The sequence below is a fragment of the Acuticoccus yangtzensis genome (assembly GCF_001927245.1).
Classification (GTDB): domain Bacteria; phylum Pseudomonadota; class Alphaproteobacteria; order Rhizobiales; family Amorphaceae; genus Acuticoccus; species Acuticoccus yangtzensis.
The window spans coordinates 106,276-132,285 of record NZ_MJUX01000007.1; the positions used below are offsets into that span (position 1 = coordinate 106,276).

The window sequence follows — 26,010 nt, forward strand, 5'->3', positions numbered from 1 at the left end:
GGACGACTTCAGTCCTCCAGATTGTCGGGATCGATATATTCTTCGTCGAGGTTGATGCGCGGCTGGCGGAAGGGACGCGGCTTCGGGATCGGGAACCAGCCTTCAGGCCGCTCCAGAACGCCCATCTCGTCCTGCGCATATTGGTCGACGTTGAAGCCCGGCGGCGGCGCCACCTCGGTGCGCACGGCGCAGTCCTTCAGCCACACGTCATAAACCGGGTGCTCCACGGCGTTCAGGCCGGGGCTGGCGGCGAACATCCACCCGGTGAAAATGCGGCGGATGCGGCTGTCCAGCGTGATCTCGTCGACCTCGGCGAACACCACCGTGTTCGGCTCCTCGGTCGGCGGCTGGGTCTGGCAGGTGCGCGGCGTCACGCGCAGCGCACCGAACTGCACCGTCTCGTTGATGTAGACGTCGAAGGAGATGATGCGGCCGGTCACCTTGTCGAGGCCGGAGAAGACCGCGATCGGGTTCTCGATCGGCTCCGCCGCCGCGGGCTGCGCAGCCGCCAGCGTGGCCAGGAGGACAGGGACGGCAAGACGGAACATCACAGGCCTCAGATCGCGTAGGCTTCAAAGCGAAGGCGGATATAGTCCGCGGTCCAGACGCCCTTGTCGTCGCGCAGGATTGGCGCCAGCAGCGTCTCCGCGGCCTCCAGGACGGACGACCGGGCGGACCCCGCTTCGGCAAGATATGGCGTCATGAAGGTTTCGATCCAACCTTTGAGGCCGGTTTCGGGCAACAGCGTCGGCCGCGGGACGAGGACGCAGCGCGCGACCTCGAAGCCCGCTCCTTCGAGCAGCGTACGGTATCCCTCGGGCGTCGGGAAATACCACGGGTCGGCGAGGCTCGGGCTCACCCCGAACCGCGGCGCGAGGGCCGCCAGCGCGGTGCGCAGCGCGGCCACATTGCCGTGCCCGCCGAACTCGCCGACGAAGCGGCCGCCTCGCTTCAGCGCCCGCCGCACGCCGGTCGCCACCGCTTCGGCATCGCGCATCCAATGCAGCGCCGCGTTGGAGAAGACCGCGTCGAACTCACCGTCGAAATCCAGCGCCATTCCGTCGCCTAAACGCGCATCGATCCCGCGCGACGTCGCGGCGCGCACGAAGTCGATGCTGGAATCGAGGCCGGTCACTTCGGAGCCGGCGGCGGCGATGCGCTGGGTCAGCACGCCGTCGCCGCAGCCGAGGTCCAGGATGCGCTCGCCAGGGCGCGGGGCCAGCCACTCGAAGATGCCTTCGGCTAGGTCCGACACGAACCGCGCATTGGCATCGTAGGTCGCGGCCGACCACGTTTGGACGGGCGCATTCTCCATCGTCACGACACCGGGTCCAGGCGGCCGATCGCGGCCTCCAGCTTCTCGCGCTTGGCCTCCGCCTCGGCCCGCTTCTCGCGCTGCTCTTGGATGGTGTCGGCGTCCGCCTTCTCGAGGAACTTCGGGTTGGACAGGCGCCCGTCGATCTTGCCGATCTCGCCCTCCAGCCGCTTCAGCTCCTTGGCGAGACGCGCGCGCTCCGCCTCCAGGTCGACGAGGCCGGCGAGCGGCAGGCACGCCACCACGTCGCCCACCACCGACTGCGCCGCGTTGGGCGGGGCGACGTCCGACACCTTCAGCGCGTTGGCTCTGGCAAGGCGGCGGATGGCGGCGTCGTGATAGGCGAGCCAGCCCTCCTGCAGCCGCGAGCCGCCGACGACGACGACCTCGGCCTCGGTGGCCGCCGGAACGTTGGACTCCGCCCGCAGCGAGCGCACCGCGGTGATGAGGTCGACGACGAAGTTGATCTCGTCCGCCGCGCCCGCGTCCTCGAACCCGTTCACCGGCCACGGGGCGTGGATCAGCAGCGTGTCGCGCTGGATGCCCGCCTGGTCGGCCGTGATCTGCCACAGCTCCTCGGTGATGAAGGGCATGAACGGGTGCAGCATGATCAGGATCTGGTCGATGACGTAGGCCGTCACCGCTCGCAGCTCCGCCTTCTCGGCCTCGTTGTCGCCCATCAGTGCGGGCTTCGAGAGCTCAAGGAACCAGTCGCAGAAGAGGTTCCAGGTGAAGCGGTAGATCGACGCCGCAGCATCGTTGAAGCGGAACGTCTCGATGCCGCGCGTCACCTCGTTCGCCGTGCGCGAGGCTTCGGTGATGATCCAGCGCGACAGGGTGCCCTTGGCCTCGGACGGAACGAAGGCCGGGTCGATCCGGCATTCGTTCATGTCGGCGAAGCGGGTCGCGTTCCACAGCTTGGTCGCGAAGTTGCGGTAGCCCTGGACGCGCGCCTTGGCGATCTTCACGTCGCGGCCCTGGGCGGCCATCGCGGCGAGGGTGAAGCGCAGCGCGTCGGCGCCGAACTCGTCCATGAGTTCCAGCGGGTCGACGACGTTGCCCTTCGATTTCGACATCTTCGCGCCCTTCTCGTCACGGACGAGGGCGTGGATGTAGACGGTGTCGAACGGCACCTGGTTGAGGAAGTGCATGCCCATCATCATCATCCGGGCGACCCAGAAGAAGATGATGTCGAACCCGGTGGAGAGCACCGAGGTGGGATAATATTTCCGCAGCTCCGGCGTGCGCTCCGGCCAGCCGAGCGTCGAGAACGGCCACAGGGCGGACGAGAACCAGGTGTCCAGCACGTCCTCGTCGCGGTAGAGGACGGTGCCGGTGGTCTCCGGATCCTCCCACGCGGCCATCGCCTCGGCGCGGGTGGCGAAGGTGACGTCGCCGCCATAGTGGATCTGCGCCATGCGGGCGACGTCCGCCTCGGACCGCTCGACGAAGATCTTCCCGTCCGGCCCGTACCAGGCCGGGATCTGGTGGCCCCACCAGAGCTGGCGCGAGACGCACCAGGGCTGGATGTTCTCCATCCACTCGAAATAGGTCTTGGACCAGTTGGCGGGCACGAACTGGGTCTTGCCCTCGTGCACGGCCTCCATCGCGGGCCCGGCGAGGCGCTTGGCGTTCACGTACCACTGGTCGGTCAGGAACGGCTCGATCGGCACGCCCGAACGGTCCCCGAACGGGACCATGTGGACGTTGTCCTCGATCTTCTCGACGAAACCCTGCTGCTCCAGCACCTCGACGACGCGCTTCCGCGCCTCGAACCGGTCCTTGCCTTCAAGCTCGGTGACGATGGCGTGGACGACGCCCGCATCCAGCCCTTCGGCGAAGTCGGCATTGCCCTTCAGGGCGATGGCGGCCTGCTCGTCGAAGATGTTGATGACGCGAAGCTTGTGCCGCTTGCCGACCTCGAAGTCGTTGAAGTCGTGGGCGGGGGTGATCTTCACCGCGCCAGAGCCCTTCTCCGGGTCCGAATAGGTATCGCCGACGATGGGGATCTTCCGGCCGACGATGGGCAGAACGACGTTCTTGCCGATGAGGTGCTGGTAGCGCTCGTCCTCCGGGTGGACGGCGACGGCGGTGTCGCCCAGCATCGTCTCCGGCCGGGTCGTGGCGACGACGATGTAGGTGGACGGATCATCGGCGTCGAAGGTGACGCCCTCCAGCGGGTAGCGGAAGTGGGTGAGCGTGCCCTTCACCTCCTTGGACTCGACTTCGAGATCCGAGATGGCGGTGAAGAATTTCGGGTCCCAGTTCACCAACCGCTTGTCGCGGTAGATGAGGCCCTGCTTGTGCAGCCGGACGAAGACGGTGAGCACCGCTTCGGAGAGGCCCGCATCCATTGTAAAGCGTTCGCGCGACCAGTCGCAGGACGCGCCGAGACGGTCGAGCTGGCCTTTGATCGCCCCGCCCGACTCCTCCTTCCACGACCAGACACGCTCGAGGAAGGCCTCGCGCCCCATCTCGCGCCGGGTCGGCTCGCCGTTGGCGGCCAACTGACGCTCGACCACCATCTGCGTGGCGATGCCCGCGTGATCGGTGCCCGGCTGCCACAGGACGTCCTTGCCGCGCATCCGCTCGAACCGCACGAGCACGTCCTGCAGCGTGTTGTTGAGGGCGTGGCCCATGTGCAGCGAGCCGGTGACGTTCGGCGGCGGGATGACGATGCAGAACGGGTCCGCATCCTTCGCCGCGCCGGCACCTGCACGGAACGCCTCGGCATCTTGCCAAACTTCACGAATACGCGGCTCGATCGAGCCGGCGTCATAGGTCTTTTCGAACATGGATCCACCCTCAGACGGTGTGCCTAAGACCCCTCACCGCCCTTCGTCAACGATGCCGTTGCGTATGGCTCCTTAACACGGCCCGATCTGATGCGGCAGCGGGCCTTTCGGTCAGGCGCGCGGCAGGACCACCGTCACCTTGAGGCCGCCGAGATCCGCCGCGCCGAGCTCCAGCCGGCCGCCATAAAGCTCCACCAGCTCCGAGACGATGGAGAGGCCGAGGCCGCTGCCGGGCTTGGTCTGGTCGAGCCGCTTGCCGCGCGAGACCACCTCGGCGCGCTCGGCCTCCGTCAGCCCCGGCCCGTCGTCCTCGATCGCCACGGTGAAGGCGCGTTTGAAGGCGGAGCCCGGCAGCACCTCCCCGCTCGGCATCACGCGGATGGCAACGGTGGTGTCCGCCCATTTCATGCCGTTGTCGACGAGGTTGCCGACGATCTCCTCGAAGTCCTGCTGCTCGCCCGCGAACTGCAGCCCGTCCGGCCGCTCCAGCGTGAGTTCGAGCCCGCGCGCTTCGCCGAGACGCGACATGGCGCGGTGCATGCGGTCGATCACCGGGCCGACATCGGTGGTGGTGGCGACGAAGCGATCCTGCGCCGCCATCTGCGCCCGGTCGAGATAGTAGCGCACCTGGCGCTGCATGGTGTTGACCTGCTCGCGCACCGATCGGGCGAGGGGCTCGCTGGTGCCCGCGGCATCGTTGAGGAGCACGCTGAGCGGCGTTTTGAGCGCATGGGCGAGGTTGCCGACATGCCGCCGCGCGCGCTCCAACGTGGCCTGATTGGCGTCGATCAGCGTGTTCAGCGCGTCGGCCACGGGGGCGATCTCGGTCGGGAACTTGGTGGAGACGTGGCGCACCTTCCCTTCACGCACGGCTTGCAGCTCGGCCCCCAGCGCGGTCAGCGGGCGCAGACTGATGCGCCAGTGAATGAAGGTGACGGCCACCAGCACCACCGCGAAAAGCCCGAGATAGAGCGCAAGGCGCGTCCCAAAAGCGGCGGTGTCGTCGGCGATGGTGGCCGCTTCGCCGGAAACCACGACGAGCACCCACCGCCCATCGGCGAAGGCGACACGGCGTGAGACGAGCCGCAGTGGATCGCCCGCGGGACCGCGCGCGTAGCTCTGGCGCAGCGTGAAGCCGACCGAGCGGATGAAGTCCGGCGACAGGTCGATCACGTCGCCCGCCAGCGATTCGGAGGTCTGCATCACCTCGCCGTCGTCGGCGTCCATCACCATCCAGTACCAGCCGGAGAGCGGCAGCACGAAGCGCGGCTCGCCGAGATCGGGAGGGATGCCGCCATAGCGGTCGTCCTGCGCCTCGGAGAGCTGGGCCACCAGCATGGCGAGGTAGACGCCGAGCGTATCGTCGAACCGCGCTTCCACGGTGGTGCGGAAGGCGGAGACGAGGACGAGACCCGTCGCCACCAGGGCGAAGAGCGCCCACGCGAAGGACGTGAGCAGCAGCCGCGCGGAGAGTGATTTCGGCCACAACGTCACCGGGCCGCGCCCTCCGGTGCGGGGTGGCGCCGCCTCAAGCGGCCTCGTCCGGCGCGGTCACCCGGTAGCCGAGGCCGCGCACGGTCTCGATGATGTCGGTGCCGAGCTTCTTGCGCAGGCGGCCGATGAACACCTCGATGGTGTTGGAATCGCGGTCGAAGTCCTGGTCGTAGAGGTGCTCGGTCAGCTCCGTGCGCGAGACGATCCGCCCCTGGTGCAGCATCAGATAATGCAGCACCCGATACTCGTGCGAGGTCAGCTTGATGAGGCTGCCGTCCACCGTCACCCGGCTCGCCCGCGCGTCGAGCTGGACGGGGCCGCAGGTATAATCGTTAGACGCATTGCCGGCGGCACGGCGGATGAGGGCACGCACCCGCGCCAGAACCTCCTCCATGTGGAACGGCTTCGTCACATAATCGTCGGCGCCCGCGTCGATCCCGGCCACCTTGTCGGACCAGCGGTCGCGCGCCGTCAGCACAAGGACGGGCATCGCGCGGCCGTTCTTGCGCCAGCGTTCCAGCACGGAAATGCCGTCGAGTTCGGGAAGACCGAGGTCGAGGATGGCGCAGTCGTAAGGCTCGGTGTCGCCGAGGAAGTGGCCCTCCTCGCCGTCGAAGGCGGTGTCCACTGCGTAGCCGCCGGCCTTCAGCGCATCGCAGACTTGGCGGTTCAGATCCCGATCGTCTTCCACGACGAGCACACGCATCACGTCTTCTCCTTGCCCGCCGGGTCATGCCCGGAAACGTTCTTCTCAACCGCAGCGGCCGACCGCTGCCCGACTCACCGCAGCGGGCGACCGCTGCGGGCATCCACCTCGCGCTCGACGACGCGGCCGTCCCCCTGCAGCACGGTCACGCGCCAGGTGAGGCCGCCGGCCCCCTCGCACAAGCTGAGCCGCAACACTTTTCCGCCGAGGCGCTGGCCGATGGCGCCCGGCCGCACCGCATCGCCCGACTGGATCGCCTGCCGCTGCGCGCTTTGGGACAGGCAGCCGCCCTGCGCCATAGCGGGTCCGGCCAGATGATCAAGCCCCACGGCGAGGCCGAGCCCCGTCCCGGCGAGCATGCTGGAGGCGGTGAGCATCAGAAGAGCGGCGAATATGGTCCGAATGAGGCGCATGATGGGAAGACTTATCGTTTCGCCCGTGTATATCCAATGAACGGATGCGCCGGCCCCGAACGCGGCCGTCCGGTCAACCGGCGGCATCCGCCGGCGAGCCGGGTCGTCCACATCTTTTCATCGGCGCGGCTCGGAAGTCGGGGATCTTCATAAATTCCTCATCAAATCCGAGTGGCATCGGGTGAAGGTCGAGACACGTCGCGTCACGAGTGTGCCCCTTTGCCCCAAGAGTCCGTTCAACCTTTCGTCCAGCAGTCCGCCCATGAGCTGAGGTCGCCCCAGTCGGTGCACACGCCGCCGGTGCTGGGGGTCACGCAGTCGCTGTCGGGCCGCCGATGGATGCGCCGGCTGGACGAGACCGGCGAGCGTACCGCCATGGCGCTGGCCCAGCGGCACGCGCTGCCGGAGATCGCCGCCCGAGTGCTGGCGGGCCGAGGCGTGACGCTTGACAATGCCGACCGCGAGTTGGCCCCCACCATCCGCGACCTTCTGCCCGATCCGTCGCGACTGACCGATTGCGACGCCCTCGTCGCCCGCCTCGCCGACGCGGTGGAGAAGTCCGAGCGCATCGTCCTCTTCGCCGACTACGATGTCGACGGGGCGACCTCCGCCGCCGTGGTCGCCCGCACGCTCGCCCTCCTCGGCGCGGCGGCGCGCATCGTCATCCCCGACCGGCTGACCGACGGCTACGGCCCGTCCGTGCCGGCGATGAACGCCATCGCCGACGAGGGGGCCGACATCGTCCTTTGCCTCGACTGCGGGGCGGGGGCGATCGACCCCATCGAGGCGGCCAAGGCGCGCGGCCTCACCGTCCTCGTGATCGACCACCACCCGGTGACGACGCTCGCCCCGGCGGACGCGGTGGTGAACCCCAACCGGCCGGACGATCTGTCGGGCCTCGGAAGCTGCGCCGCGGTCGGCGTCGCCTTCGTGGTGATGGTGGGGCTCATGCGCGAGATGCGCCGCCGCGGCGCCTTCGCCGCCGGGTCCGAGCCGAGCCTGATGCCGCTCCTCGACTGCGTGGCGCTCGGCACGGTGGCGGACGTGGTGCCGCTGTCGCCGCTGAACCGCGCTTTCGTCACGCGCGGCCTCGTGGCGCTCCGGCGGCGCGACAATCTCGGCCTCGCCGCGCTCACCGCGGTGGCGCGGCTGGGCGGTCCGGTGGACGCGGGACACCTCGGCTACGTGCTGGGGCCGCGCATCAACGCGGGCGGGCGGATCGGCCAATCGGGCCTCGGGGCGCGGCTTCTGACGTCTGACGACCCGGCGGAGGCGGAGCACATCGCCGCCGAGCTCGACCGCCTCAACCGCGAGCGCCGCAGCCTGGAAACCGCGGCGCTGACCGAGGCGACGGCGCTGGTGGACGAGGCGGCGCCGGTGATCGTGGTGGCGGGGCCGTGGCATCCTGGCGTTGTCGGCCTGGTGGCGGCGCGGCTGAAGGAGCGGTTCCGCCGCCCGGCCGTGGCGATCGGGCTGACGGACACCCACGGCACAGGTTCCGGCCGCTCCATGCCGGGTGTGGACCTCGGCCTTGCGATCCGCGAGGCGGCGGCGGACGGGCTTCTCATCAAGGGCGGCGGCCACGCGATGGCGGCGGGCCTCACGGTTGCGCCGGAGGGGATCGAGCGCCTCACCGCCTTCCTGACAGAGCGGCTGGGCGACACGGTGCGCGCCGCGATGGCGGCCGACACGCTGAAGATCGACGCCATCGCCGCGCCGGGGGCGATCGACGAGCCTTTGGCCCGCCTCCTCACCGAGCACGGTCCGTGGGGCGCTGCCCGCCCGCGCCCGGTCATCGCGCTGGACGGTGCGCAGGTGGAGCACGTGATGCCGGTCGGGTCGGGCGACGTCCTGAAGCTGCGGCTCGCAGGCCGCGCCGGTCCGTCGGTGGAGGCGATGCTGTTTCGCTCGGCCGGTCCGGTGGGCGAGCGGCTCCGGGCGGCGCGCGGCGCCACGGTGAACCTCGCCGTCGAAGTCGCCCACGGCGCCTTCCGCGGCGTCCCCCGCGCGGAAATCTCCATCGTCGACGTCGCCGAAATCGCCGCAGCGGTCCGCCACGCCGCCTGACCGCAGATGCTTCCTTCGGAGGAGTTGGGCGGGGTCAAGCATCCACGCGGACCCACGCGCAGACCGCCCTCTTGGGGGGCGGGCGAGCATGGGGAGCATGGATGCTTGACCCCGCCCAACTCCTCCACAGCCTCGATTTGGCTTCCATCCCACGGATGGAAGCCTGCCCACCGGCGAGGTGGGGGAGCGCGAGGGGGAACACCCTCGCTACGGAGGTCCCGCTCGCTCGGCCGTCGCCTCAGCGCGCCAGCAGCCCCGCCACCGCCTCGAGCAACCACTCATCCGCCCCGGCCGCGGCGACGAACTGCATCGACAATCCGTCCACGGGTGCCACCACCACCGGCAGCCCAGCCACGTTGAAGGTCAGCGTCAGGCGGATGTTGGCGTTGGTCACGGGCATGTCCTCGCCGGCGACGGTGACGCGCTCGGCCCAGCGGTCGGCGGGCGGCATGGGCAGCGTCGGCAACACCAGCACCTCGCCAGGCCCCAGCGCCTGGCGCCATGCCGCACGGACCGCCGCGGCGGTTTGGTACGCGCTGGCGATACGCCCTGGCGGCACGGTCTCGGCATAGGCGAGCGCGCTGGCGGTCACCGGCGGGAACAAATGCGGCGCGCGGGCGAATGCGGCTTCGTGCACGCGCAAACCTTCGGCGCAGACGATGTCGGAATGGGCCATGGCGACGGAGTGGTAGGGTACGGGGTTGTCCATCGGCCCCGCCCCCCACCGCGCGACGAGGGCGGCGAAGGGCTCCGACACGGCGGGGTCCATGTCGGCGAGCTCTTCGGCGGCATAGCGCAGGACCGGCGGCGTGGCGGCGTCGGACGGGGCCCACCTGTCGACGAGGAGCGGCGCGGCAGCGGACAATGCGCCCATGTCCCGCGCCATCACGCCCAGAACATCGAAGGTTTCGGACAGCGGCAGAACGCCGGCCATGTCCACCCGTTCGGGCGTCGGCTTGAAGGCGAGGAGGCCGCAATAGGCGGCGGGGATGCGCACCGAGCCGCCCGTGTCGGTACCGAGGCCGATGTCGGCGAGGCCGCCCGCCACGGCCGCTGCGGCGCCGCCGCTGGACCCGCCCACCGCCCGGCCCGGAAACGTGGGGTTGGCGACTGCGGCGGTCATCGTGCCGAAGCCCGCCCCATCGCTCCGCGTCGTGCCGAGGACCGCGTAGCCCGCACGGCGAAAACGCACCACGGCCGCGGCGTCGGCCGCGGCCCGCACGTCCGCCCGTGCGGCAAGGCCCGCGGTCTGCAGGCATCCCTTGACGGCGATCATGTCCTTGACCGCGAGGCGCGGCCGTCCGGGGACCGGCGCGGCGGCCTCGTCGGTCAGGTCAACGAAGGCGTTATGGGGGTCGTTGAAAGCCATCACAGCTTTCGGTGTAGACCGGCGGATCGGTCTGACAACCCGCCGGGCAAAATTCTCTGCGCCGGGGCAACCCGGCGGCGCGGTCAGACCATCGCGAACTTGGCGAAGTTCGTGTGACGCGCCTTGATCGTGCGTACGGTGCCGTGCAGCGAGCGCATCACGATGGTCTCGGTCTCGATATATTCGGGGTGGAAGCGCACGCCCTTCACGAGGTTGCCGTCGGTCACGCCGGTGGCCGAGAAGTAGACGTCGCCCTGCGCCATCTCCTCGTGGGTGTAGATCTTGTTGGGATCGGAGATGGCCATGCGCTCGGCGCGGGAGCGGCGCTCCTCGGTGTCGAGGATGAGGCGGCCCTGCATCTGACCGCCGACGCAGCGCAGCGCCGCCGCGGCGAGGACGCCCTCGGGCGCGGCGCCGACGCCGATATAAAGGTCGATGCCCGACTCCAGCGGGTTGGTCGTGTTGATCACGCCGGCCACGTCACCGTCGGAGATGAGGCGCACGGCAACGCCCGTCTCACGCAGCTCGGCGATGAGGTCGGTGTGGCGCGGACGGTCGAGCACGCAGGCGGTGATCTCGTTCTGCGGGACGCCCTTTTCCTTGGCGACGCGGGCGACGATCTCCTTCGTCGGCATGTCGAGCTCGATGAAGCCTTCCGGATAGCCGGGGCCGACGGCGAGCTTCTGCATGTAGACGTCGGGCGCGTTCAGAAGGGCGCCGCCCTGCGCCATCGCCAAGGTGGCGATGGAGTTCGGCATGTCTTTCGCGCACAGGGTGGTGCCTTCGAGCGGGTCGAGCGCGATGTCGACGCGCTGGCCGCCGGCGCCGACCGCTTCGCCGATATAGAGCATCGGCGCCTCGTCGCGCTCACCCTCGCCGATGACGACGATGCCTTCGATCGCGAGGCGATTCAGTTCGCGGCGCATCGCGTCGACGGCGGCCTGGTCGGCGGCCTTCTCGTCCCCGCGGCCACGCAGCCGGGCAGCGGCCACCGCGGCGCGCTCGGTCACGCGCATGATCTCGACGGTCAGAACGCGGTCGAGCCCGCCCTGCGGTGTTTTATCTTCAGCCATGGCCTTCGTCAGGTCTCCGCTTCTGGGAAGGCATCCCTTGTGCCGTGTCGGCAGGCTGCGTGCAATCATTAGCGCACGTTGCAACCGCCACAATCGCACGCGGTGTGCCTTTGCCGTGTGCAAGTGGGCGAAAGTGTGGCTTTCGCCCCCCTCTCGCGCCCGGCCGCCTGCCGCGAGAGTCAGAGCGTCTGGGCGATGCGGATGACGTGTGGCTTGCGCACGACGATGCCTTCCGCCTCGATCGCCGCCAGGGCGCGCATGAGGGCCGCCTCGTCGGTCGGGTAGGTCACCAGGATGACGGTCTGCTCGCTGAGCGGCGGCAGATGCTCGGGCCGGTGCGGCGTCTTCTGCACGATCTGCTCCAGGCTGATCCCCTCCGCGGCCATGTTCTTGGCGAGCGAGGCGAAGGCGCCGGCGCGGTCGGCGATCGGCAGGCGCACGTAGAAGGCGCCGCGGTGTCCGCCCGCCTTGGGCTTCTGGAACGGCAGCAGCGAGGCGGCGGGGCGGCCGAGCGGGCGCGGGGCGAGACCGCGGGCGAGGTCCGTTAGGTCGGACACGACCGCCGAAGCCGTCGCCATGCCGCCAGCCCCCGGCCCTGACAGGACGAGTTCGTTGAACGCCGGGCCCCGCACCGAAACGGCGTTGGTGACGCCGGACGTCTCGGCCAGCGCGGTGCCGCGCGGCACCATGGTCGGGTGAACGCGCTGATCGACACCGTCCTCGGTCATGGTGGCGATGCCGAGGAGCTTGATGCGGAAGCCGAGCTCGGCCGCGGCGGCGATGTCGGCGGCTTCGATATTGCGGATGCCCTCGACGTTCATCGCCTCCGCGTCGATCTCCGTCGTGAAGGCGATGGAGGCGAGAATGGCGAGCTTGTGGGCGGTGTCGAACCCGTCGACGTCGAAGGTGGGGTCGGCCTCCGCGTAGCCTAGGCGCTGGGCGTCGGCCAGGCACTCGTCGAAGCCGATGCCGTCCGTCTCCATGCGGGTCAGGATATAGTTGCAGGTGCCGTTCATGATGCCCAGAACCGAAGAGATCGGCACCCCGGCCAACCCGTCGCGCACAGTGCGGATCGCCGGGATCGCCCCCGCCACGGCGGCTTCGTAGAGGAGCGGCACACCGGAGGCTTCGGCCATGGCGACGAGGCGCATGCCGTGCTCGGCGAGCAGCGCCTTGTTGGCGGTGACGACCGCCTTGCCGCTCGTCAGCGCGGCTTCCACGGCGGCCAGCGCCGCGCCCCCCGCCCCGCCGATCAGCTCGACGAAGACGTCCGCCTCGGTCTTGGCGAGGTCGACCGGATCATCGACCCAGCTGATGCCGGAGAGGTCCACTCCACGGTCGCGCGAGCGGTTGCGCGCGGAGACGGCGACCACCTCGATGTTGCGGCCGGACCCGCCGTGCGTCGGCTCGGCCTGGAGGAGCTTGATGGTGGACGCACCGACGGTCCCGAGGCCGGCGATGGCGATTTTGAGGGTGTCGGACACGGGCAACCTTTGCTGACGATGTTGAACGCGGTGTTCTCAAAGCGCATTCCGCCCGGCATGGCCAGGACCTTTTCGTCGTCTCGCCTTCGCTCAGCCCTCGGAAGGGGGGCGGCCGCGCATGCCTGCGGCCGCCGTGAGCGCGGTCATGGACGGGCGGCAGGCGAATGCGGCGTACCAGCCGGCGACGTGGGATTGGCGGGTGGCGGAGAAGCGTTCGGGCCAATGCGCCGCCAGGAAGCGGCACAGCGCCGCCGCGGAGAATTCGGACGCGCAGGGCGCCCCGGCAAATCGGTCCCGCTCCAAGATGTCGAGCGAAACGTTGATGGAGAGCCAGAGGCGGTTGAGGCCCAACCGGTCCCGCGGCTGGCCCGGATCGGCTTCGGCTTCCGCCAGAACGACGGCCGCCTTGATCGCCCGGTCGGCCACCATGTCCATGGCGATCGCCCGGTAGTAGGCAGCGGGATCGCGCGGATAAAGGCCGCCGCCCGCCTCGTGGTTGAGGAATGCGATGATCTCGCCGAGGTCGAAAATCGGCTCTTCATTATAGGGTACGAGAACCGGCATCTGTGACCAGGTCCGGCCCGAGGCTCGTCCGTCGTCTTGCGACTCGATCAGGCTCACACGGTCCACCAGCCCAAGCTCGTGAACCGCGATCCGCGCCTTGTCGGCGTACGGCGAACCTCGTGTGTACCAAAGCAACATAGGCCGACACGCTCTTCGTCAGAGGGTTGTTCACCGGACGCGGACGCGCCCGGATATCGCAACCTTAACGCGTGGCCTGGATGGGCACAACGTTGTGTCGGCGGTCGAGGAACTTCTTCACGCTGCGGGCCGCCTGGCGGATGCGCTGCTCGTTCTCCACCAGGGCGATGCGAACGTGACCGTCGCCATGCTCGCCGAAGCCGATGCCGGGCGCCACCGCGACCGACGCCTCTTCGAGGAGCTCCTTGGCGAACTGCAGGCTGCCGAGATGCTCGAGCCCGCGCGGGATCGGCGCCCAAGCGAACATCGACGCTTCGGGGGACGGGATTTCCCACCCGGCGCGCGCGAAGGAATCGACCAGCGCGTCCCGCCGCTTGCGATAGACCTCGCGCACTTCGACGATCGGCTCCTCGCCGCCGTTGAGCGCCGCGGTGGCGGCCACCTGGATCGGCGTGAAGGCGCCGTAGTCGAGGTAGGACTTCACCCGCGCCAGCGCGGCGATCAACCGCGGATTGCCGACCGCGAAGCCCATGCGCCAGCCCGGCATGGAGAAGGTCTTCGACATCGAGGTGAACTCGACGGCGATGTCCTTCGCCCCTTCCACCTGCAGCACGGAAGGCGGCGGGGTGTTGCCGAAATAGATCTCCGAATAGGCGAGGTCCGACAGCACCCAGATGTCGTGCTTCTTCGCGAAGGCGACGACCTCGCGGTAGAAGTCGAGGTCGGCGATGTGGGCGCCGGGGTTCGACGGGTAGCACAGCACCATGGCGATGGGTTTGGGCACCGAATGGACGACGGCCCGCTCCAGCGCGCGGAAGAACTCATCGCCCGGTTCGGCGGGGATCGAGCGGGTGGAGCCGCCCGCCATCAGGAAGCCGAAGGCGTGGATCGGGTAGGACGGGTTCGGCGTCAGGATCACGTCGCCGGGGGCGGTGATCGCCTGCGCCATGTTGGCGAAGCCTTCCTTCGACCCCAGCGTCGCCACGACCTCGGTGTCCGGGTCGAGCTTCACGCCGAAGCGGCGCTCATAATAGGCCGCCTGGGCGCGGCGCAGGCCCGGAATGCCCTTGGAGGCGGAGTAGCGGTGCGTGCGCGGCTTGCCGACCGTCTCGGTCAACTTGTCGCAGATGGCCTGGGGGGTCGGCAGGTCCGGGTTGCCCATGCCGAGGTCGATGATATCGGCCCCATTGGCGCGTGCCGCCGCCTTGAGGCGATTAACCTCTTCGAAAACATAGGGGGGCAGCCGGCGGATCTTATGGAATTCTTGCACCGGGGGCATCGCAATACTCCGAACGTTTGGATGCGAGATACAGCGTCCTATTGGGCCGGCGCAACGGTTTCGTCGGCAAAAGGTTGTGGTCCGACGGCGCGCGGTTGAGGTTCCGCCGGATCGACCGGCCGTCCCGCATCCGGCGCCGCGTCGGCGGCCGGCGGCGTGCGGCTGCTGCCGGAAGCGATGCGGTTGCGCACCTCCTCCGGATCCGCCGCGGCGGGCGCCGGACCGGCGCCCCGCCCGGACGCTGCGATACGCTGCCGCGCCTCTTCGACCTGGGACCGTCCGCGCGCCGACAACTCACCGGCGAAGCTCTGCTTGTTGATCGCCCCGGTCCGCGCCTTCGAGTAGGCGCCCTCGGCCGCCACCGCCTGTTTGGTGGCCGCGACGTCGTCAGGATCGCGCGGCAGACCGGACACGTTGGCCGGATCGGAGAGGATGTTGGGGAAACCGTCGGCGGTCTGGGGCGGCGCATCCGCCGGCAGCATCGTCGCCGGGCGCGGCGACAGCGGAATGAGCGGCGCGGCCGGGTCCACCGTGCAGCCTGAAAGCGCCGCCGCCATCACACCCACGCCCAACCACAGACCCCTCACACGCCACCTCACACCGGGTAATTTCGCCACCCTACCACCGAATCCGACGCTTTTTCGGTCCAGCCTGTTGGCAACCGCGCCATCACGTCCCATGAGTTAAGCCTAAAAGGAAGAACATGCAGCGAAGAACTGCGAGAGGAGGCGCTCGGAGATGGCCGTACGTGATTTGAGCGACACACCGCGGGATCCTGTGCTGAATTATATCGTCGATAATCCGGAAGAGTTCGCGAAGAACCTGACCAAGATGCTTGGCCACGCCAACGAGGCCATCGCCGCCTACGTTGCGCCGATGCAGCACGGCGAAATCAAGAACGACCGTACCGACGAGCTGACCGAGTGGATCAAGACGCTGTCGCGCGTCACCCACTATTGGATGGCCGACCCCGCCCGCGCGTTCGAGGCGCAGGCCCGCCTCGCCAAGGACTGGACCGCGCTCTACGCCAACGCGATGCGCCGCATGGCGGGCGAGGACGCCGAGCCCGTCGCCAAGCCCGAGCCCGGCGACAAGAGGTTCAAGGACGAGGACTGGTCGACCGTCCAGTTCTTCGACTTCATCAAGCAGGGCTACCTCATCACCACCCGCTGGGCGCAAAGCCTCGTCGACGACACCGACGATCTCGACGAGCACACCCGCGCCAAGGCGGCCTTCTACGTCAAGCAGCTCTCGGCGGCGCTCTCGCCGTCCAACTTCATCTTCACCAACCCGGAGCTCCTGCGCGAGACCGCGTCCCGCTCGGGCGAAAACCTTGCGCTCGGCATGAAGATGCTGGCCGAGGACGTCGCCCGCGGGAAGGGCGAGCTGCGCCTGCGCCAATCCGACCCGGACAAGTTCCAGGTCGGCGTGAACATGGCCGTGACGCCGGGCGACGTGATCGCCGAAAACAACGTCGCCCAGCTCATCCAATACAAGCCGGCGACGGAAACGGTCGCGAAAGAGCCGATCTTCATCGTCCCGCCGTGGATCAACAAGTTCTACATCCTCGACCTCAATCCCGATAAGTCGATGATCCGCTGGCTGGTCTCGCAAGGGCACACGGTCTTCGTGCTCTCCTGGGTGAACCCGGACGAGCGCCACGCCAACTACGACTTCGTCAGCTACATGCGCGAGGGCGTGCTGTGGGGTGTGGAGAACGTCCTGAAGGCGGCGGCCACGGAGAAGTGCGACATCGTCGGCTACTGCGTCGGCGGCACGCTGCTCGCCATGACGCTCGCCTACATGGACCGCCTGGGCGACCGGCGGATCAACTCGGCCACCTTCCTCACGGCGCAGATCGACTTCACCCACGCGGGTGACTTGAAGATCTTCGTCGACCGTGACCAGCTCGCCGCGCTGGAAAAGAAGATGGACGCCAAGGGCTACCTCGAAGGCTCGTCCATGGCGACCGCGTTCAACATGCTGCGCGCCAACGACCTGATCTGGCCCTACGTGGTCAACAACTACATCAAGGGAAAGGACCCCTTCCCCTTCGATCTTCTGTTCTGGAACTCGGACGCGACGCGGATGCCGGCCGCGAACCACAAGTTCTACCTGCGCAACTTCTACCTCAACAACCTCTTCTCCAAGGGCGAGCTGGAGGTGGACGGGCTGAAGCTGTCGCCGGCGAACATCAACGTGCCGGTGTTCAACGTCGCCACGAAGGAAGACCACATCGCCCCGGCGCTGTCGGTCTATACCGGCAACAAGCTGCTGGGCGGCGACGCGAAGTTCGTGCTCACAGGGTCCGGCCACATCGCCGGGATCGTCAATCCGCCGGACAAGAACAAATATCAGGTGTGGGTGGACGGTGACACGTCCGGCTCGCTGGAGCACTGGACCGAGACGGCGAAGGAAATTCCCGGCTCCTGGTGGCCGCTGTGGCACGAATGGCTCGGCGAACAGCGCAGCGGCGAGATGGTGGAGGCCCGCACGCCCGGAGGCGCCGCCTTCAACCCGATCGAGGCCGCGCCCGGCCGCTACGTGAGGATGCGCTACTGACGGCCGCGGACCCCGCGCCCGCGCCTCAGACGAGGAGCGCGAAAACGCCCCAGCAGACGGCGAGGAAGAGAAGGCTGCCGCCGAACAAGACCCACTTGGGCAAGTGGTAACGGCGCACCCTCTCGCCCAACAGCGCGCAGGCGAGCGCGGTGCCGAAATAGCGGATCGCCCGGCTCATGGCGATCGCCAGCAGGAAGATGAAGAAGCTCTGCTCCGACGCCCCCGCCCCGAGCGTCGCCAGTTGCAGCGGCGCCGGGCCCAGCGAGATCAGGAAGATCGCCCAGAAATAGCCGCTCCCCTCGGAGAGCCGCGCGACCGTGGTCTCATAGCTCTGCGTCATGCCGAAGTGGGCGAGAAGCGGCTGAACCACCGGCTCGAACAACAGGTTGCCGAGCGCGAAAAACAGCGATGAGCCGATGAGGCAGCCGATCAGCGCGCTGAGCGCGATGCCCCACGCCCGCCGCGGATAGCCCACCATCAGAGGCACCATGATCGCCTCGAGCGGTATCGGCAGAACCGTCGATTCGCCGAACGAGAGCGCCCCGATGCCGAGCCTCGAATTGGCCAGCCGGCGCGAAATACGGGCCAGCCGGGATTCGCCCGGCGGCAGGCGTCCCGCGTCCGCATGTGTCATGGTGCTCGCGGAAGTGCTGAGGTCGTTCATGTGAACAAAATTGCCGATCCTGGCCCGCGGTTCCCCCCAGGTCGTTGGGTCGCACCCGTCACCGTGCGCCGATGCAAAAAAGGTGGCCGCTCAGCCAACCTTTCCGCGGCCCAGATGTAGCGGGCGAGCAAGCTGCAGGGGCCGCTCAGGGGAAGAGGGCGAGCTGCTTCAGCCCCGTCGCCTCGGGCAGCCCGCACATCACGTTCATGTTCTGCACCGCCTGGCCGGACGCGCCCTTCACCAGATTGTCCAGCGTCGAGATGACGATCGCGCGGCCCTTGCGCCGGTCCGGCACCACGCCGATGCGCGTGAAGTTCGTCCCCCGCACATGGCGCGACTGCGGCACCTCGCCGAACGGCAGCACGTTCACGAAGAACTCGTCCGCGTAGGCGGCGGCCAGCGTGTCGTGGATCGCCTTCGGGTCCCCCGAAACATAGATCGTCGCGTAGATCGCCCGGTTGATGGGGATGAGGTGCGGCGTGAAGGTCGGCTCTACGGCGGCGCCCGCGGCGAGCGAAAGCTCCTGGTCGAGCTCGGCGGTGTGGCGGTGGTTGCCGACCGAGTAGGCGTGGAAGCCCTCCGCGACCTCGGAGAAGAGCGTCGCCACCTTGGCCGCGCGCCCCGCCCCGGTCACGCCCGACTTGGCGTCGATGACGATGTTGTCCGTCTCGACCACCCCGGCGCCGACCAGCGGAACGAGTGCCAGCAGCGACGTCGTCGTGTAGCAGCCCGGATTGCCGACGAGCCGCGCCTTGGCGATGGCGTCCCGGTGAATCTCGGTCAGGCCGTAGACGGCCTCTTTCTGCAGCGCCTCGGCCTGGTGGGCATGGCCGTACCAATGGGCGTAGGCGGCGGGGTCCGACAGGCGGAAGTCCGCCGACAGGTCGACGATCTTCAGGTCCGGCTTGGCCTCGAGCGCGGCCTTGAGCGCGGTCTGCGTGGTGCCGTGCGGCAGGGCGCAGAAGAGGACGTCGACCGGGGCGAGGTCGAGGTCGGCGATGGTGGTGAGCGTCGGCAGGTCGTAGGCGGCGAGCTGCGGGAAGACGCTCGCCATCGCCTTGCCGGCGTTGGACTCGGCGGACAAAGCGGTGATCTTCGCCTCGGGATGGACGAGGAGAAGGCGCAGAAGCTCGGCGCCGGTGTAGCCGGACGCCCCGTAGATGGCGACGTTAAGGGTCATGTTAGTCTCGAAATGGTTCGTGGGGGATCAGCGGGACGGCGGCCGGTCAGGCGCGCGGGGCCCTGCGTCGTCGCTCCGGCGCTCGAAGCGCTGCTGTCCCACGGAGCCTTGCCCTGAGGCGGTCCATGTGTCCTCACCCGTTTCGGCCACGAGGCTGAAGCCGTGGCGCTCGTAGAGATCGCGCGCGGCGTCGAGCCCCGCGAATGTCGTCAGCCAGACGAGCCTATAATGGCGCGCGTCGGCAAATTCCAGGGCGCGGCGCAGGAGAAGGCGGCCGACCCCGGTTCCATGTGCCGCCTCGGCGACGATGAACCACCGCACGCGGGCGGACGGGCCCAGCGCCGCGTCCCCCGCAGCGCCTTGCGGCCCGGTGATCGTCGCGTCGAGCGTCACCGAGCCGAGCAGCGTGGAGCCGCGCCATGCGGCCAGGAAGAGGTCGCGTTCGGGGTCCATCTCACGCATAAAGCGGCCGAGGCCGGTCGCCACGTCCGCTTCGAAGTTCGGGCCGAAGCCCCAATGCGCGCTGTAATAAGTGCCGTGGAGCCGCACCACCTCGCCGATGGCACCGGGCGTAAGCCCGGCGAAGACAGCGGGCGTGAGCCCGGCGACGACACTGGGCGTGAGCCCGGCGAGGACAGCGGGTCCGGGGTCCCGCGCGGGATCGGCCACGGGCCACGGCAGCGGGCCGGGCGGATGAGGTCCGTCCGGCCGAAAAGCCTCCAGACGGAGAGGATCGCGGTCCGCGCCCTCCCCCGCCATGCGCACCTTAGCGCTTGGAGAACTGGAACGAACGGCGGGCCTTCCGGCGGCCGTACTTCTTACGCTCGACGACGCGCGAGTCGCGGGTCAGGAAGCCGACGCGCTTGAGCATCGGGCGCAGACCCGGCTCGTAGTGCGTGAGCGCCTTGGAGATGCCGTGACGCACCGCGCCCGCCTGGCCCGACAGACCACCGCCGGAGACGGTGCACATGATGTCGAACTGGCCTTCGCGCTGGGTGATCAAGAGCGGCTGGCGGATGACCATCTGCAGCACGGGGCGTGCGAAATACTCTTCCATCGTCTTGCCGCAGACGACGATCTTGCCGGAGCCGGGCTTCACCCACACGCGGGCAACGGCGTCCTTGCGCTTGCCGGTGGCATAGGCGCGGCCATACTGGTCGAGCTTCTGGACGTGGACGGGCGCCGATTCCTCGTAGCCGCCGTCCTGACCGCCCATGGCGGAACCCAAGTCCTCGAGGGACGAAACGGTCGTATCGCTCACGCGGTCCTCACATTCTTGCTGTTCTGGCCGCCGAGGTCGACGGTGACCGGCTGCTGCGCCTCGTGCGGATGCTCCGCCCCGGCATAGACGCGCAGGTTGCGCATCTGCTGACGGCCGAGCGGGCCGCGCGGCATCATGCGCTTCACGGCGGCTTCGAGCACACGCTCGGGGAACCGGCCTTCGAGGATCTGCTTGGCAGACCGCTCTTTCAGACCACCCGGATAGCCAGTGTGCTTGTAGTACATCTGCTGCTCGTACTTGCGGCCCGTGAAGACCACCTTGTCGGCATTGATGACGATGACATTGTCACCGCAGTCCACGTGCGGCGTGAAATACGGCTTGTTTTTACCGCGGAGACGAAGCGCGATCTGCGCGGCGAGACGGCCCACCACGAGATTGGTGGCGTCGATCACCACCCACTGCTTCTCGATCTCCGCAGGTTTTGCGGATTGAGTGTACATGAGAACGTTCCGATAAAGGAAAGACGGGCCGCCCGAAGGCAGCGTGGTGCGCTATGTGTCGATTCCGTCGCGATCCGTCAAGCGGAAAATGTTACGCCTTATAAATCAAATACATAGGTCGATGGTAACGGGATACCTTGGCCCCAAATCGCGCTGCCTCTCCGCCCTCCGCGCCTCGGATGGGCATCACACGCCGCCTCAGGCAGGCATGGCACCCCGTCTCAGGCGGGCATCGCGTACGTCATCGTCGTGTGCGCCAAAAGCGCGCCGGACCCGTCGAACGCCTCAGCGACGATCACCGACAGGCGCCGCCCCGGCTTCACAACCCGCGCTACAGTGCGGATCTCTGCCCCCGCCTTGCCGCCGCGCAGGAACGAGATGTTGAGGTTGGTCGTCACCGCCATCTTCGCGTCCGCCGACAGGCTGAGGAGCGCCGCGTAAGCCGCCGCGTCCGCCAGCATCATCAATGTCGGGCCGGAGATGATGCCGCCCGGCCGCAGATGCGCCTCGCCCGGCGTCAGGACGAGTTCGGCCTCCCCCGCATCGGCCGCCGCGACGCGGACCACGCCCGCCGCGAAGACCTGCGGGAAATCGCGTTCCAGATAATCGGTGAGTTCGGCAAGCAACATTGACTGACGCCGCGATAAGTCCAAAGTTCAGGGCCATGAACGCTCCCTTAAGAGAGACGCCGCCGGTGGATACGCCTCACGTCATGGTGCACGACGAAGGGCGCGTGCGCCGCATCGTGCTCAATCGCCCGGCCCAACGCAATCTGCTGACGCCGGAGATGATGGCCGCCATCAAGGCCGCACTCGACGCCCCTTTCGCGCGCGTCATCGTCATCGCCAGCGACGGCCCAGCCTTCTGCGCCGGCCACGACATGAAGGAGATGGCCCGCCACCACGCCGACGCGGACGGCGGACGGGCCTACTTCACCGCCCTCTTCAACCAATGCTCCGACATGATGATGGCGATCAGCACCGCGCCTCAGCCGGTGATCGCCGAGGTGCACTCCGTCGCCGTCGCCGCCGGGTGCCAGCTCGTCGCCGCGTGCGACCTCGCCGTGGCGGCCGATACGGCGAAGTTCGGCACCACCGGCGTCACCTTCGGCCTCTACTGCTCGACGCCTGCGGTGCCGCTCGTGCGCACCCTTCCCGGTAAGCACGCCGCCGAACTCCTCATGACCGGCGACGTGATCGACGCCGCCCAGGCCGAGCGCATCGGCCTCGTCAACCGCGTCGTCCCGGCGGCGGAGCTGACCCCGACGACGATGCGGCTCGCCGCCCACATCGCCACCAAGTCGGCGGCGGTGCTGGCGCTGGGCAAGCGCACGGCGAGCGCCCAGCGCACGCTGCCGCTGGACGAGGCCTACCGCGTCGCCACCGAGGCGATGGTGGAAAACCTCCTCCACGCCGACGGGCGCGAGGGCCTCGACGCCTTCGCCTCCAAGCGCCCCGCCACCTGGGCCGACGACTGAGCCGCGGTCGGCAGGGGCGTTCGCTCCCCCGGCCCCACCTCGCCGGCACGACCCGCACCATCACGCCGGGCACCGTCACGACCCGCACCGTCACGACCCGCACCATTACGACGCGACCTCAGAGCCCCCGCCCCGACACGGCTCCCACATACGGCAGGACATCCATGCTGACCCTCTTCACGGCGCCGGGCACGTGCGCCTTCGCCACCCACATCGCCCTCGCCGAAGCCGGTGCGGACTATCAGATCCGCCGGGTGAAGTTCGCCGACAACGAGCAGACCTCCGAGGACTACCTCGCCATCAACCCGCTCGGGCGCGTCCCGGCTCTCGTTACTCCGGACGGTGTGCTGACCGAGACCCCGGCCCTTCTCGTCTACGTCGCCCAGACCCACCCCACGGCCAAGCTCGCCCCGGTGTCCGACCCGCTCGCCTTCGCCCAGTTGCAGCGCTTCAACAGCTACCTCGCCTCCACCGTCCACGTCGCCCATGCCCACAAGATGCGCGGCTACCGCTGGAGCGACGACCCCGCCGCCCATGCGAGCATGAAGGCGAAGGTGCCGGAAACGATGCTCGCCGCCTTCAGCCTCGTCGAAGACGCGCTCGAGGGGCCGTGGGTGATGGGTGAGCAGTTCACCGTAGCGGACGGCTACCTCTACACCCTCGGCCGCTGGCTGGAGCCGGACAGCGTGGACATGGCCAAGCTCCCCAAGGTGCTCGCCCACCGCGGGCGGATGAACGAGCGCCCCGCCGTGCAGCGCGCCCTCGCCGAGGAAAAGCCGCCGCGCTGAGGCATCCCGGACCCATGACGGACCGCGGCGCGGCCTCTCCCAGCGTCTCAGGCGGCGACGGCTGCGGCCGCCTGGGACGCCGCCCGCTCGGCCACCGCGCAGGCGGCCAGCCGCGTCTTGCAGGAGCCGACATGCTGGCCGTCGACGAAGCAGAGCCACAGGCGATATTTTCCCGCACCGGCCTCCATGAGGTAGAGATCACGCCCGTTGAGGTGACTGCGCCAGCCCCACCGCGTATCGGTCCACCGCGCGGGGCCCTCTGGCGGGCCGCGCGGGTTGCGCCGACCGCGGGCCCCCGGCTCGTCCGCCAGTACCCGCCCCGCCCCTGCCGCGATGACGTGCCGCGCCTCCTCAGCCCGCGCGCCCCATGGCTCCTCGGGCCGGAACAGGCGCACCATCTCCGCCACAAAGAAGGCCACCAGACCGAAGAGGATCGCGTTCATGATCGCCCCCTGCTCCAACATGTCGAGCAGCGGGATGAACGGATTGCCGGCAACCACCATGTCCGCACGGACGGCCTGGTAGCGCAGGAAACGCAACACCGCATAAAGCCAGCACAGCCCGCCAGCGGACTGCAGAACAACGCGAAGTGGGTTCAGCATGAGCGATGCTCCCATCGGCAAACGCGCAGAACCCTAAAACACTTATACAATCTTAAATAGAGGAAATGTACCGCATCAATGGTGAACCATGATCGTTATGACGACAGCCTCATCGAGCGCATCCTCGCCGAGACGCTCACGATCGCCATGGTCGGCGCGTCCGCGAACCTGACGCGCCCCTCCGCCTTCGTCCTCAAGTACCTCTTGGAAAAAGGCTTCGAGGTCGTCCCGATCAACCCCGGCCACGCGGGCAAGACGATCCACGGACAGACCGTCGTCGCATCCCTCGCCGACCTCGAGGGGCCGGTCGACATGGTGGACGTCTTCCGCGGATCGGACGCGGTGCCGGGCGTGATCGACGAGGTTCTGGCGCTGTCTGAACCACCCAAGGTGGTATGGCTGCAGCTCGGCGTGCGCAACGACGAGGCGGCCGCCCGTGCCGAGGCGGCCGGGATCACCGTCATCCAGAACCGCTGCCCGAAGATCGAGTATGGCCGCCTGTCGGGCGAGATCGGCTGGGCCGGCGTCAACTCGCGGCGCCTGTCCTCGAAGCGTCCGGCCCGGCTGGAAGGGTTTCAGCGCCTCGGCATCGTCCCGAAAGGAAAATGAGCCGAGGCGGCTCAGCCCGCGGCCTTGCGCAGCGCTCTCAAACGGGTCTCCACCTCGACCGGATCCATCGCCAGCGCGTGCAGCGGAACGCGGATGACACCGTTCTTCGCCCGCGCATTGCGCGCGGTCAGGCGCTCGACCAGGCGCAGCGTCTCCGGCGTCTCCACCGCCTCGGCGATCGTCCCCTTGGGAACGATGACGAGGGTGGCGAGGCGCATCGTGCGCAGCGCATGATGCTCGACGTGAATGTCGGCGACGCGGCTCCAGGGGATCTTGCCGAAGCGCGCCACGTAGAGCCCGTTCACGTCCGCGCCGAGCTGCGGCCGGCGGTTGTCGAGCGTCGGCCGGAAGTAGAAGGCGCAGAAGGTACCGGCGAGGCTGAGAAGGAAGAAGGCCGGCGTCCCGTTGACGAAGGCCGCCAGCACGCCGATCAGGGTGACCACCCCGCCGCCATAGACCATCATGTCGCCCGAATGGGGCTTGTAGCCGGTGGCGAAGGCGCGCGGCATCTGTGGCGCGGGCTCGCCTCCGGGCTGGTGATGGTCGGGCGGCGAGGCGTCCATGGCTTCACCCATCCGCCTGCACGGTTTCCGTTGCGCTGATCGTGATGCCGAAGCCTTCCAGACCGACGTAGCGCCGGTCCTGCGAGGCGAGAAGATGGATGGAGCTGACGCCGAGGTCCCGCAGGATCTGCGCGCCGAGGCCGATCTCGCGCCACTCGCGCACGCGCTGCTGGGCGCTCACGTGGGTCTCGTCCTTGTCGGCCAGCGCCGCGGCCGCCGCCACGCCGACGCCGCCGTCACGCAGATAGACGAGAACACCGCGCCCCATCTTCTGCAGCCGCTCCAGGATCGCGCGGGGGCCGCCGTTGCCGAGCACGTCGTCCACCACGTGCTCGCGCGTGAGGCGCACCGGCACGTTGGCCCCGTCACGGATGTCGCCGACCACCACGGCCATGTGCTGCATCGGGTCGAACGGGGTCTTGTAGGTGACGACGCGGGCGGGGCCGGAGGGGAGCGTGCGCACCTCGTCCACCACGCGCTCCACCAGCCGCTCGTGGCGCTGGCGCCAGGCGATGATGTCGTTGAGCGAGATCTGCGCGAGGCCGTGCTTCTGGGCGAACTCGGCCACCGCCGGGCCGCGCATCACCGTCCCGTCATCGTTGACGAGCTCGGACAGGACGCCAACCGGGGCGACACCGGTGAGATGGCACAGGTCGATGGCCGCCTCGGTGTGGCCGGAGCGGATCAGCACCCCACCTTCGCGCGCGATCAGCGGGAAGATGTGGCCTGGCCGCACGAAGTCCGCCGCGCCCGAGTTGGGGTTGGCGAGCGCACGCACGGTGTTGCACCGCTCGTCGGCGGCGATGCCCGTGGTCAGGCCGTGCTTGACGTCGACCGACACGGTGAAGGCCGTCGCCAGTGGGGCGTCGTTGTCGGCCACCATCGGCGCCAGCGAGAGGCGGCGCGCGGACTCCCGCGTCATCGGCGCGCAGATGATGCCGGACGTGTGACGGATCATGAAGGCGAGCATCTCGGGCGTTGCCAGGGATGCGGCGCAGATCAGGTCGCCTTCGTTCTCCCGGTCGTCGTCGTCGGTGACGACCACCAGTTCGCCGCGTTCAAACGCGCGCAGCGCCGCAGCCATCCGGCCCGCCATGTCGCTCAAGTCGCTCTCCTTACCCGGACGCTAACCAATACCCGACCCGA

General features: G+C 68.7%; 26 protein-coding genes. 5 read left to right on the forward strand and 21 right to left on the reverse strand.

Annotation, left to right across the window (positions count from 1 at the left end):
* Positions 1-8: 8 nt before the first annotated feature.
* The 6 genes from BIX52_RS16465 to BIX52_RS16490 all read right to left on the reverse strand — a co-directional run bounded on the left by BIX52_RS16465 (position 9) and on the right by BIX52_RS16490 (position 6,723).
* Positions 9-548: a DUF2155 domain-containing protein gene (locus BIX52_RS16465; RefSeq protein WP_075222194.1), complete on the reverse strand. Its 540-nt coding sequence runs from the start codon at positions 546-548 to the stop codon at positions 9-11.
* An 8-nt stretch (positions 549-556) separates the two neighbouring features.
* The gene (locus BIX52_RS16470) at positions 557-1,315 is read right to left on the reverse strand and encodes a class I SAM-dependent methyltransferase (protein WP_075222195.1); all 759 of its coding nucleotides are present in this window, start codon (positions 1,313-1,315) and stop codon (positions 557-559) included.
* A 2-nt stretch (positions 1,316-1,317) separates the two neighbouring features.
* Complete coding sequence (locus BIX52_RS16475; RefSeq protein WP_075222196.1) at positions 1,318-4,110, reverse strand: valine--tRNA ligase; 2,793 nt, start codon at positions 4,108-4,110, stop codon at positions 1,318-1,320.
* Between the two features lie 111 nt (positions 4,111-4,221).
* On the reverse strand, positions 4,222-5,604 hold the full coding sequence (locus BIX52_RS16480; protein WP_075222197.1) for an ATP-binding protein: 1,383 nt from the start codon (positions 5,602-5,604) through the stop codon (positions 4,222-4,224).
* A gap of 34 nt (positions 5,605-5,638) precedes the next feature.
* On the reverse strand, positions 5,639-6,310 hold the full coding sequence (locus tag BIX52_RS16485) for a response regulator transcription factor (protein ID WP_075222198.1): 672 nt from the start codon (positions 6,308-6,310) through the stop codon (positions 5,639-5,641).
* A 74-nt stretch (positions 6,311-6,384) separates the two neighbouring features.
* A complete protein-coding gene (locus tag BIX52_RS16490) occupies positions 6,385-6,723 on the reverse strand; it encodes a PepSY domain-containing protein (RefSeq protein WP_139312791.1) in 339 nt (112 codons plus the stop codon).
* A gap of 219 nt (positions 6,724-6,942) precedes the next feature.
* Here BIX52_RS16490 and recJ point away from each other — a divergent pair, with 219 nt between their 5' ends.
* Positions 6,943-8,790, forward strand: a complete 1,848-nt coding sequence (recJ, locus tag BIX52_RS16495; RefSeq protein ID WP_342743842.1) for a single-stranded-DNA-specific exonuclease RecJ — start codon at positions 6,943-6,945, stop codon at positions 8,788-8,790.
* 238 nt (positions 8,791-9,028) lie between these two features.
* Here recJ and BIX52_RS16500 read toward each other — a convergent pair whose 3' ends face one another.
* From BIX52_RS16500 to BIX52_RS16525, 6 genes are all read right to left on the reverse strand, one after another.
* Complete coding sequence (locus tag BIX52_RS16500) at positions 9,029-10,159, reverse strand: amidase family protein (protein WP_075222200.1); 1,131 nt, start codon at positions 10,157-10,159, stop codon at positions 9,029-9,031.
* Between the two features lie 83 nt (positions 10,160-10,242).
* Complete coding sequence (glpX, locus tag BIX52_RS16505; RefSeq protein ID WP_075222201.1) at positions 10,243-11,232, reverse strand: class II fructose-bisphosphatase; 990 nt, start codon at positions 11,230-11,232, stop codon at positions 10,243-10,245.
* A gap of 179 nt (positions 11,233-11,411) precedes the next feature.
* Positions 11,412-12,716, reverse strand: a complete 1,305-nt coding sequence (locus BIX52_RS16510; RefSeq protein WP_075222337.1) for a homoserine dehydrogenase — start codon at positions 12,714-12,716, stop codon at positions 11,412-11,414.
* A 90-nt stretch (positions 12,717-12,806) separates the two neighbouring features.
* On the reverse strand, positions 12,807-13,418 hold the full coding sequence (locus BIX52_RS16515; RefSeq protein ID WP_075222202.1) for a glutathione S-transferase family protein: 612 nt from the start codon (positions 13,416-13,418) through the stop codon (positions 12,807-12,809).
* Between the two features lie 64 nt (positions 13,419-13,482).
* On the reverse strand, positions 13,483-14,688 hold the full coding sequence (locus BIX52_RS16520) for an LL-diaminopimelate aminotransferase (protein WP_075222338.1): 1,206 nt from the start codon (positions 14,686-14,688) through the stop codon (positions 13,483-13,485).
* Positions 14,689-14,735: 47 nt separating this feature from the next.
* Entirely contained in the window at positions 14,736-15,377 is a 642-nt protein-coding gene (locus tag BIX52_RS16525) for a hypothetical protein (RefSeq protein ID WP_139312792.1), read from the reverse strand.
* 58 nt (positions 15,378-15,435) lie between these two features.
* On the opposite strand from BIX52_RS16525, the gene phaC reads away from it, so the two are divergent.
* Complete coding sequence (gene phaC / locus BIX52_RS16530) at positions 15,436-17,259, forward strand: class I poly(R)-hydroxyalkanoic acid synthase (RefSeq protein ID WP_075222204.1); 1,824 nt, start codon at positions 15,436-15,438, stop codon at positions 17,257-17,259.
* Positions 17,260-17,284: 25 nt separating this feature from the next.
* Here the strand turns inward: phaC and BIX52_RS16535 are convergent, their stop codons facing one another.
* The 6 genes from BIX52_RS16535 to BIX52_RS16560 all read right to left on the reverse strand — a co-directional run bounded on the left by BIX52_RS16535 (position 17,285) and on the right by BIX52_RS16560 (position 21,454).
* Positions 17,285-17,893 carry a YqaA family protein gene (locus tag BIX52_RS16535; RefSeq protein ID WP_075222339.1) on the reverse strand — a complete coding sequence of 203 codons (609 nt, stop codon included), beginning with the start codon at positions 17,891-17,893 and terminating at the stop codon, positions 17,285-17,287.
* A 175-nt stretch (positions 17,894-18,068) separates the two neighbouring features.
* A complete protein-coding gene (gene argC, locus BIX52_RS16540; RefSeq protein ID WP_075222205.1) occupies positions 18,069-19,103 on the reverse strand; it encodes an N-acetyl-gamma-glutamyl-phosphate reductase in 1,035 nt (344 codons plus the stop codon).
* Positions 19,104-19,130: 27 nt separating this feature from the next.
* Positions 19,131-19,862 carry a GNAT family N-acetyltransferase gene (locus BIX52_RS16545; protein WP_083660431.1) on the reverse strand — a complete coding sequence of 244 codons (732 nt, stop codon included), beginning with the start codon at positions 19,860-19,862 and terminating at the stop codon, positions 19,131-19,133.
* A 7-nt stretch (positions 19,863-19,869) separates the two neighbouring features.
* On the reverse strand, positions 19,870-20,319 hold the full coding sequence (rpsI, locus tag BIX52_RS16550; RefSeq protein WP_075222206.1) for a 30S ribosomal protein S9: 450 nt from the start codon (positions 20,317-20,319) through the stop codon (positions 19,870-19,872).
* 41 nt (positions 20,320-20,360) lie between these two features.
* Positions 20,361-20,825, reverse strand: a complete 465-nt coding sequence (rplM, locus tag BIX52_RS16555; RefSeq protein ID WP_075222207.1) for a 50S ribosomal protein L13 — start codon at positions 20,823-20,825, stop codon at positions 20,361-20,363.
* Positions 20,826-21,046: 221 nt separating this feature from the next.
* Positions 21,047-21,454, reverse strand: coding sequence for a PaaI family thioesterase (locus BIX52_RS16560; RefSeq protein ID WP_075222208.1), 408 nt, complete (start codon positions 21,452-21,454; stop codon positions 21,047-21,049).
* Positions 21,455-21,519: 65 nt separating this feature from the next.
* On the opposite strand from BIX52_RS16560, the gene BIX52_RS16565 reads away from it, so the two are divergent.
* Positions 21,520-22,302, forward strand: a complete 783-nt coding sequence (locus BIX52_RS16565; protein ID WP_245803221.1) for an enoyl-CoA hydratase — start codon at positions 21,520-21,522, stop codon at positions 22,300-22,302.
* Positions 22,303-22,466: 164 nt separating this feature from the next.
* Positions 22,467-23,090 carry a glutathione S-transferase family protein gene (locus BIX52_RS16570; RefSeq protein ID WP_075222210.1) on the forward strand — a complete coding sequence of 208 codons (624 nt, stop codon included), beginning with the start codon at positions 22,467-22,469 and terminating at the stop codon, positions 23,088-23,090.
* A 47-nt stretch (positions 23,091-23,137) separates the two neighbouring features.
* Here the strand turns inward: BIX52_RS16570 and BIX52_RS16575 are convergent, their stop codons facing one another.
* Positions 23,138-23,692: a hypothetical protein gene (locus tag BIX52_RS16575; protein WP_075222211.1), complete on the reverse strand. Its 555-nt coding sequence runs from the start codon at positions 23,690-23,692 to the stop codon at positions 23,138-23,140.
* 81 nt (positions 23,693-23,773) lie between these two features.
* Here BIX52_RS16575 and BIX52_RS16580 point away from each other — a divergent pair, with 81 nt between their 5' ends.
* The gene (locus BIX52_RS16580) at positions 23,774-24,301 is read left to right on the forward strand and encodes a CoA-binding protein (protein WP_075222341.1); all 528 of its coding nucleotides are present in this window, start codon (positions 23,774-23,776) and stop codon (positions 24,299-24,301) included.
* Positions 24,302-24,312: 11 nt separating this feature from the next.
* Here BIX52_RS16580 and BIX52_RS16585 read toward each other — a convergent pair whose 3' ends face one another.
* Positions 24,313-24,876: a hypothetical protein gene (locus tag BIX52_RS16585; protein WP_075222212.1), complete on the reverse strand. Its 564-nt coding sequence runs from the start codon at positions 24,874-24,876 to the stop codon at positions 24,313-24,315.
* Positions 24,869-25,960 (reverse strand): 3,4-dihydroxy-2-butanone-4-phosphate synthase, encoded by a 1,092-nt coding sequence (gene ribB, locus BIX52_RS16590; protein WP_075222342.1) that lies wholly within the window; start codon positions 25,958-25,960, stop codon positions 24,869-24,871. The genes BIX52_RS16585 and ribB overlap by 8 nt, the downstream gene beginning before the upstream one ends.
* Positions 25,961-26,010 lie beyond the last annotated feature (50 nt).

Bases quoted from the DNA above. Each gene is read 5' to 3' on its own strand.
- BIX52_RS16485 (WP_075222198.1), bottom strand. From the start codon at position 6,310: ATGCGTGTGCTCGTCGTGGAAGACGATCGGGATCTGAACCGCCAAGTC.
- rplM (WP_075222207.1), bottom strand. From the start codon at position 20,825: ATGTACACTCAATCCGCAAAACCTGCGGAGATCGAGAAGCAGTGGGTG.
- BIX52_RS16525 (WP_139312792.1), bottom strand. From the start codon at position 15,377: ATGGGACGTGATGGCGCGGTTGCCAACAGGCTGGACCGAAAAAGCGTC.
- BIX52_RS16585 (WP_075222212.1), bottom strand. From the start codon at position 24,876: ATGGGTGAAGCCATGGACGCCTCGCCGCCCGACCATCACCAGCCCGGA.
- argC (WP_075222205.1), bottom strand. From the start codon at position 19,103: ATGACCCTTAACGTCGCCATCTACGGGGCGTCCGGCTACACCGGCGCC.
- BIX52_RS16575 (WP_075222211.1), bottom strand. From the start codon at position 23,692: ATGCTGAACCCACTTCGCGTTGTTCTGCAGTCCGCTGGCGGGCTGTGC.
- ribB (WP_075222342.1), bottom strand. From the start codon at position 25,960: ATGGCGGGCCGGATGGCTGCGGCGCTGCGCGCGTTTGAACGCGGCGAA.
- BIX52_RS16470 (WP_075222195.1), bottom strand. From the start codon at position 1,315: ATGGAGAATGCGCCCGTCCAAACGTGGTCGGCCGCGACCTACGATGCC.
- phaC (WP_075222204.1), top strand. From the start codon at position 15,436: ATGGCCGTACGTGATTTGAGCGACACACCGCGGGATCCTGTGCTGAAT.
- glpX (WP_075222201.1), bottom strand. From the start codon at position 11,232: ATGGCTGAAGATAAAACACCGCAGGGCGGGCTCGACCGCGTTCTGACC.
- BIX52_RS16515 (WP_075222202.1), bottom strand. From the start codon at position 13,418: ATGTTGCTTTGGTACACACGAGGTTCGCCGTACGCCGACAAGGCGCGG.
- BIX52_RS16545 (WP_083660431.1), bottom strand. From the start codon at position 19,862: ATGGCGGGGGAGGGCGCGGACCGCGATCCTCTCCGTCTGGAGGCTTTT.
- BIX52_RS16570 (WP_075222210.1), top strand. From the start codon at position 22,467: ATGCTGACCCTCTTCACGGCGCCGGGCACGTGCGCCTTCGCCACCCAC.
- BIX52_RS16500 (WP_075222200.1), bottom strand. From the start codon at position 10,159: ATGGCTTTCAACGACCCCCATAACGCCTTCGTTGACCTGACCGACGAG.
- BIX52_RS16535 (WP_075222339.1), bottom strand. From the start codon at position 17,893: ATGACACATGCGGACGCGGGACGCCTGCCGCCGGGCGAATCCCGGCTG.
- BIX52_RS16475 (WP_075222196.1), bottom strand. From the start codon at position 4,110: ATGTTCGAAAAGACCTATGACGCCGGCTCGATCGAGCCGCGTATTCGT.
- rpsI (WP_075222206.1), bottom strand. From the start codon at position 20,319: ATGGGCGGTCAGGACGGCGGCTACGAGGAATCGGCGCCCGTCCACGTC.
- BIX52_RS16560 (WP_075222208.1), bottom strand. From the start codon at position 21,454: ATGTTGCTTGCCGAACTCACCGATTATCTGGAACGCGATTTCCCGCAG.
- BIX52_RS16490 (WP_139312791.1), bottom strand. From the start codon at position 6,723: ATGCGCCTCATTCGGACCATATTCGCCGCTCTTCTGATGCTCACCGCC.
- BIX52_RS16465 (WP_075222194.1), bottom strand. From the start codon at position 548: ATGTTCCGTCTTGCCGTCCCTGTCCTCCTGGCCACGCTGGCGGCTGCG.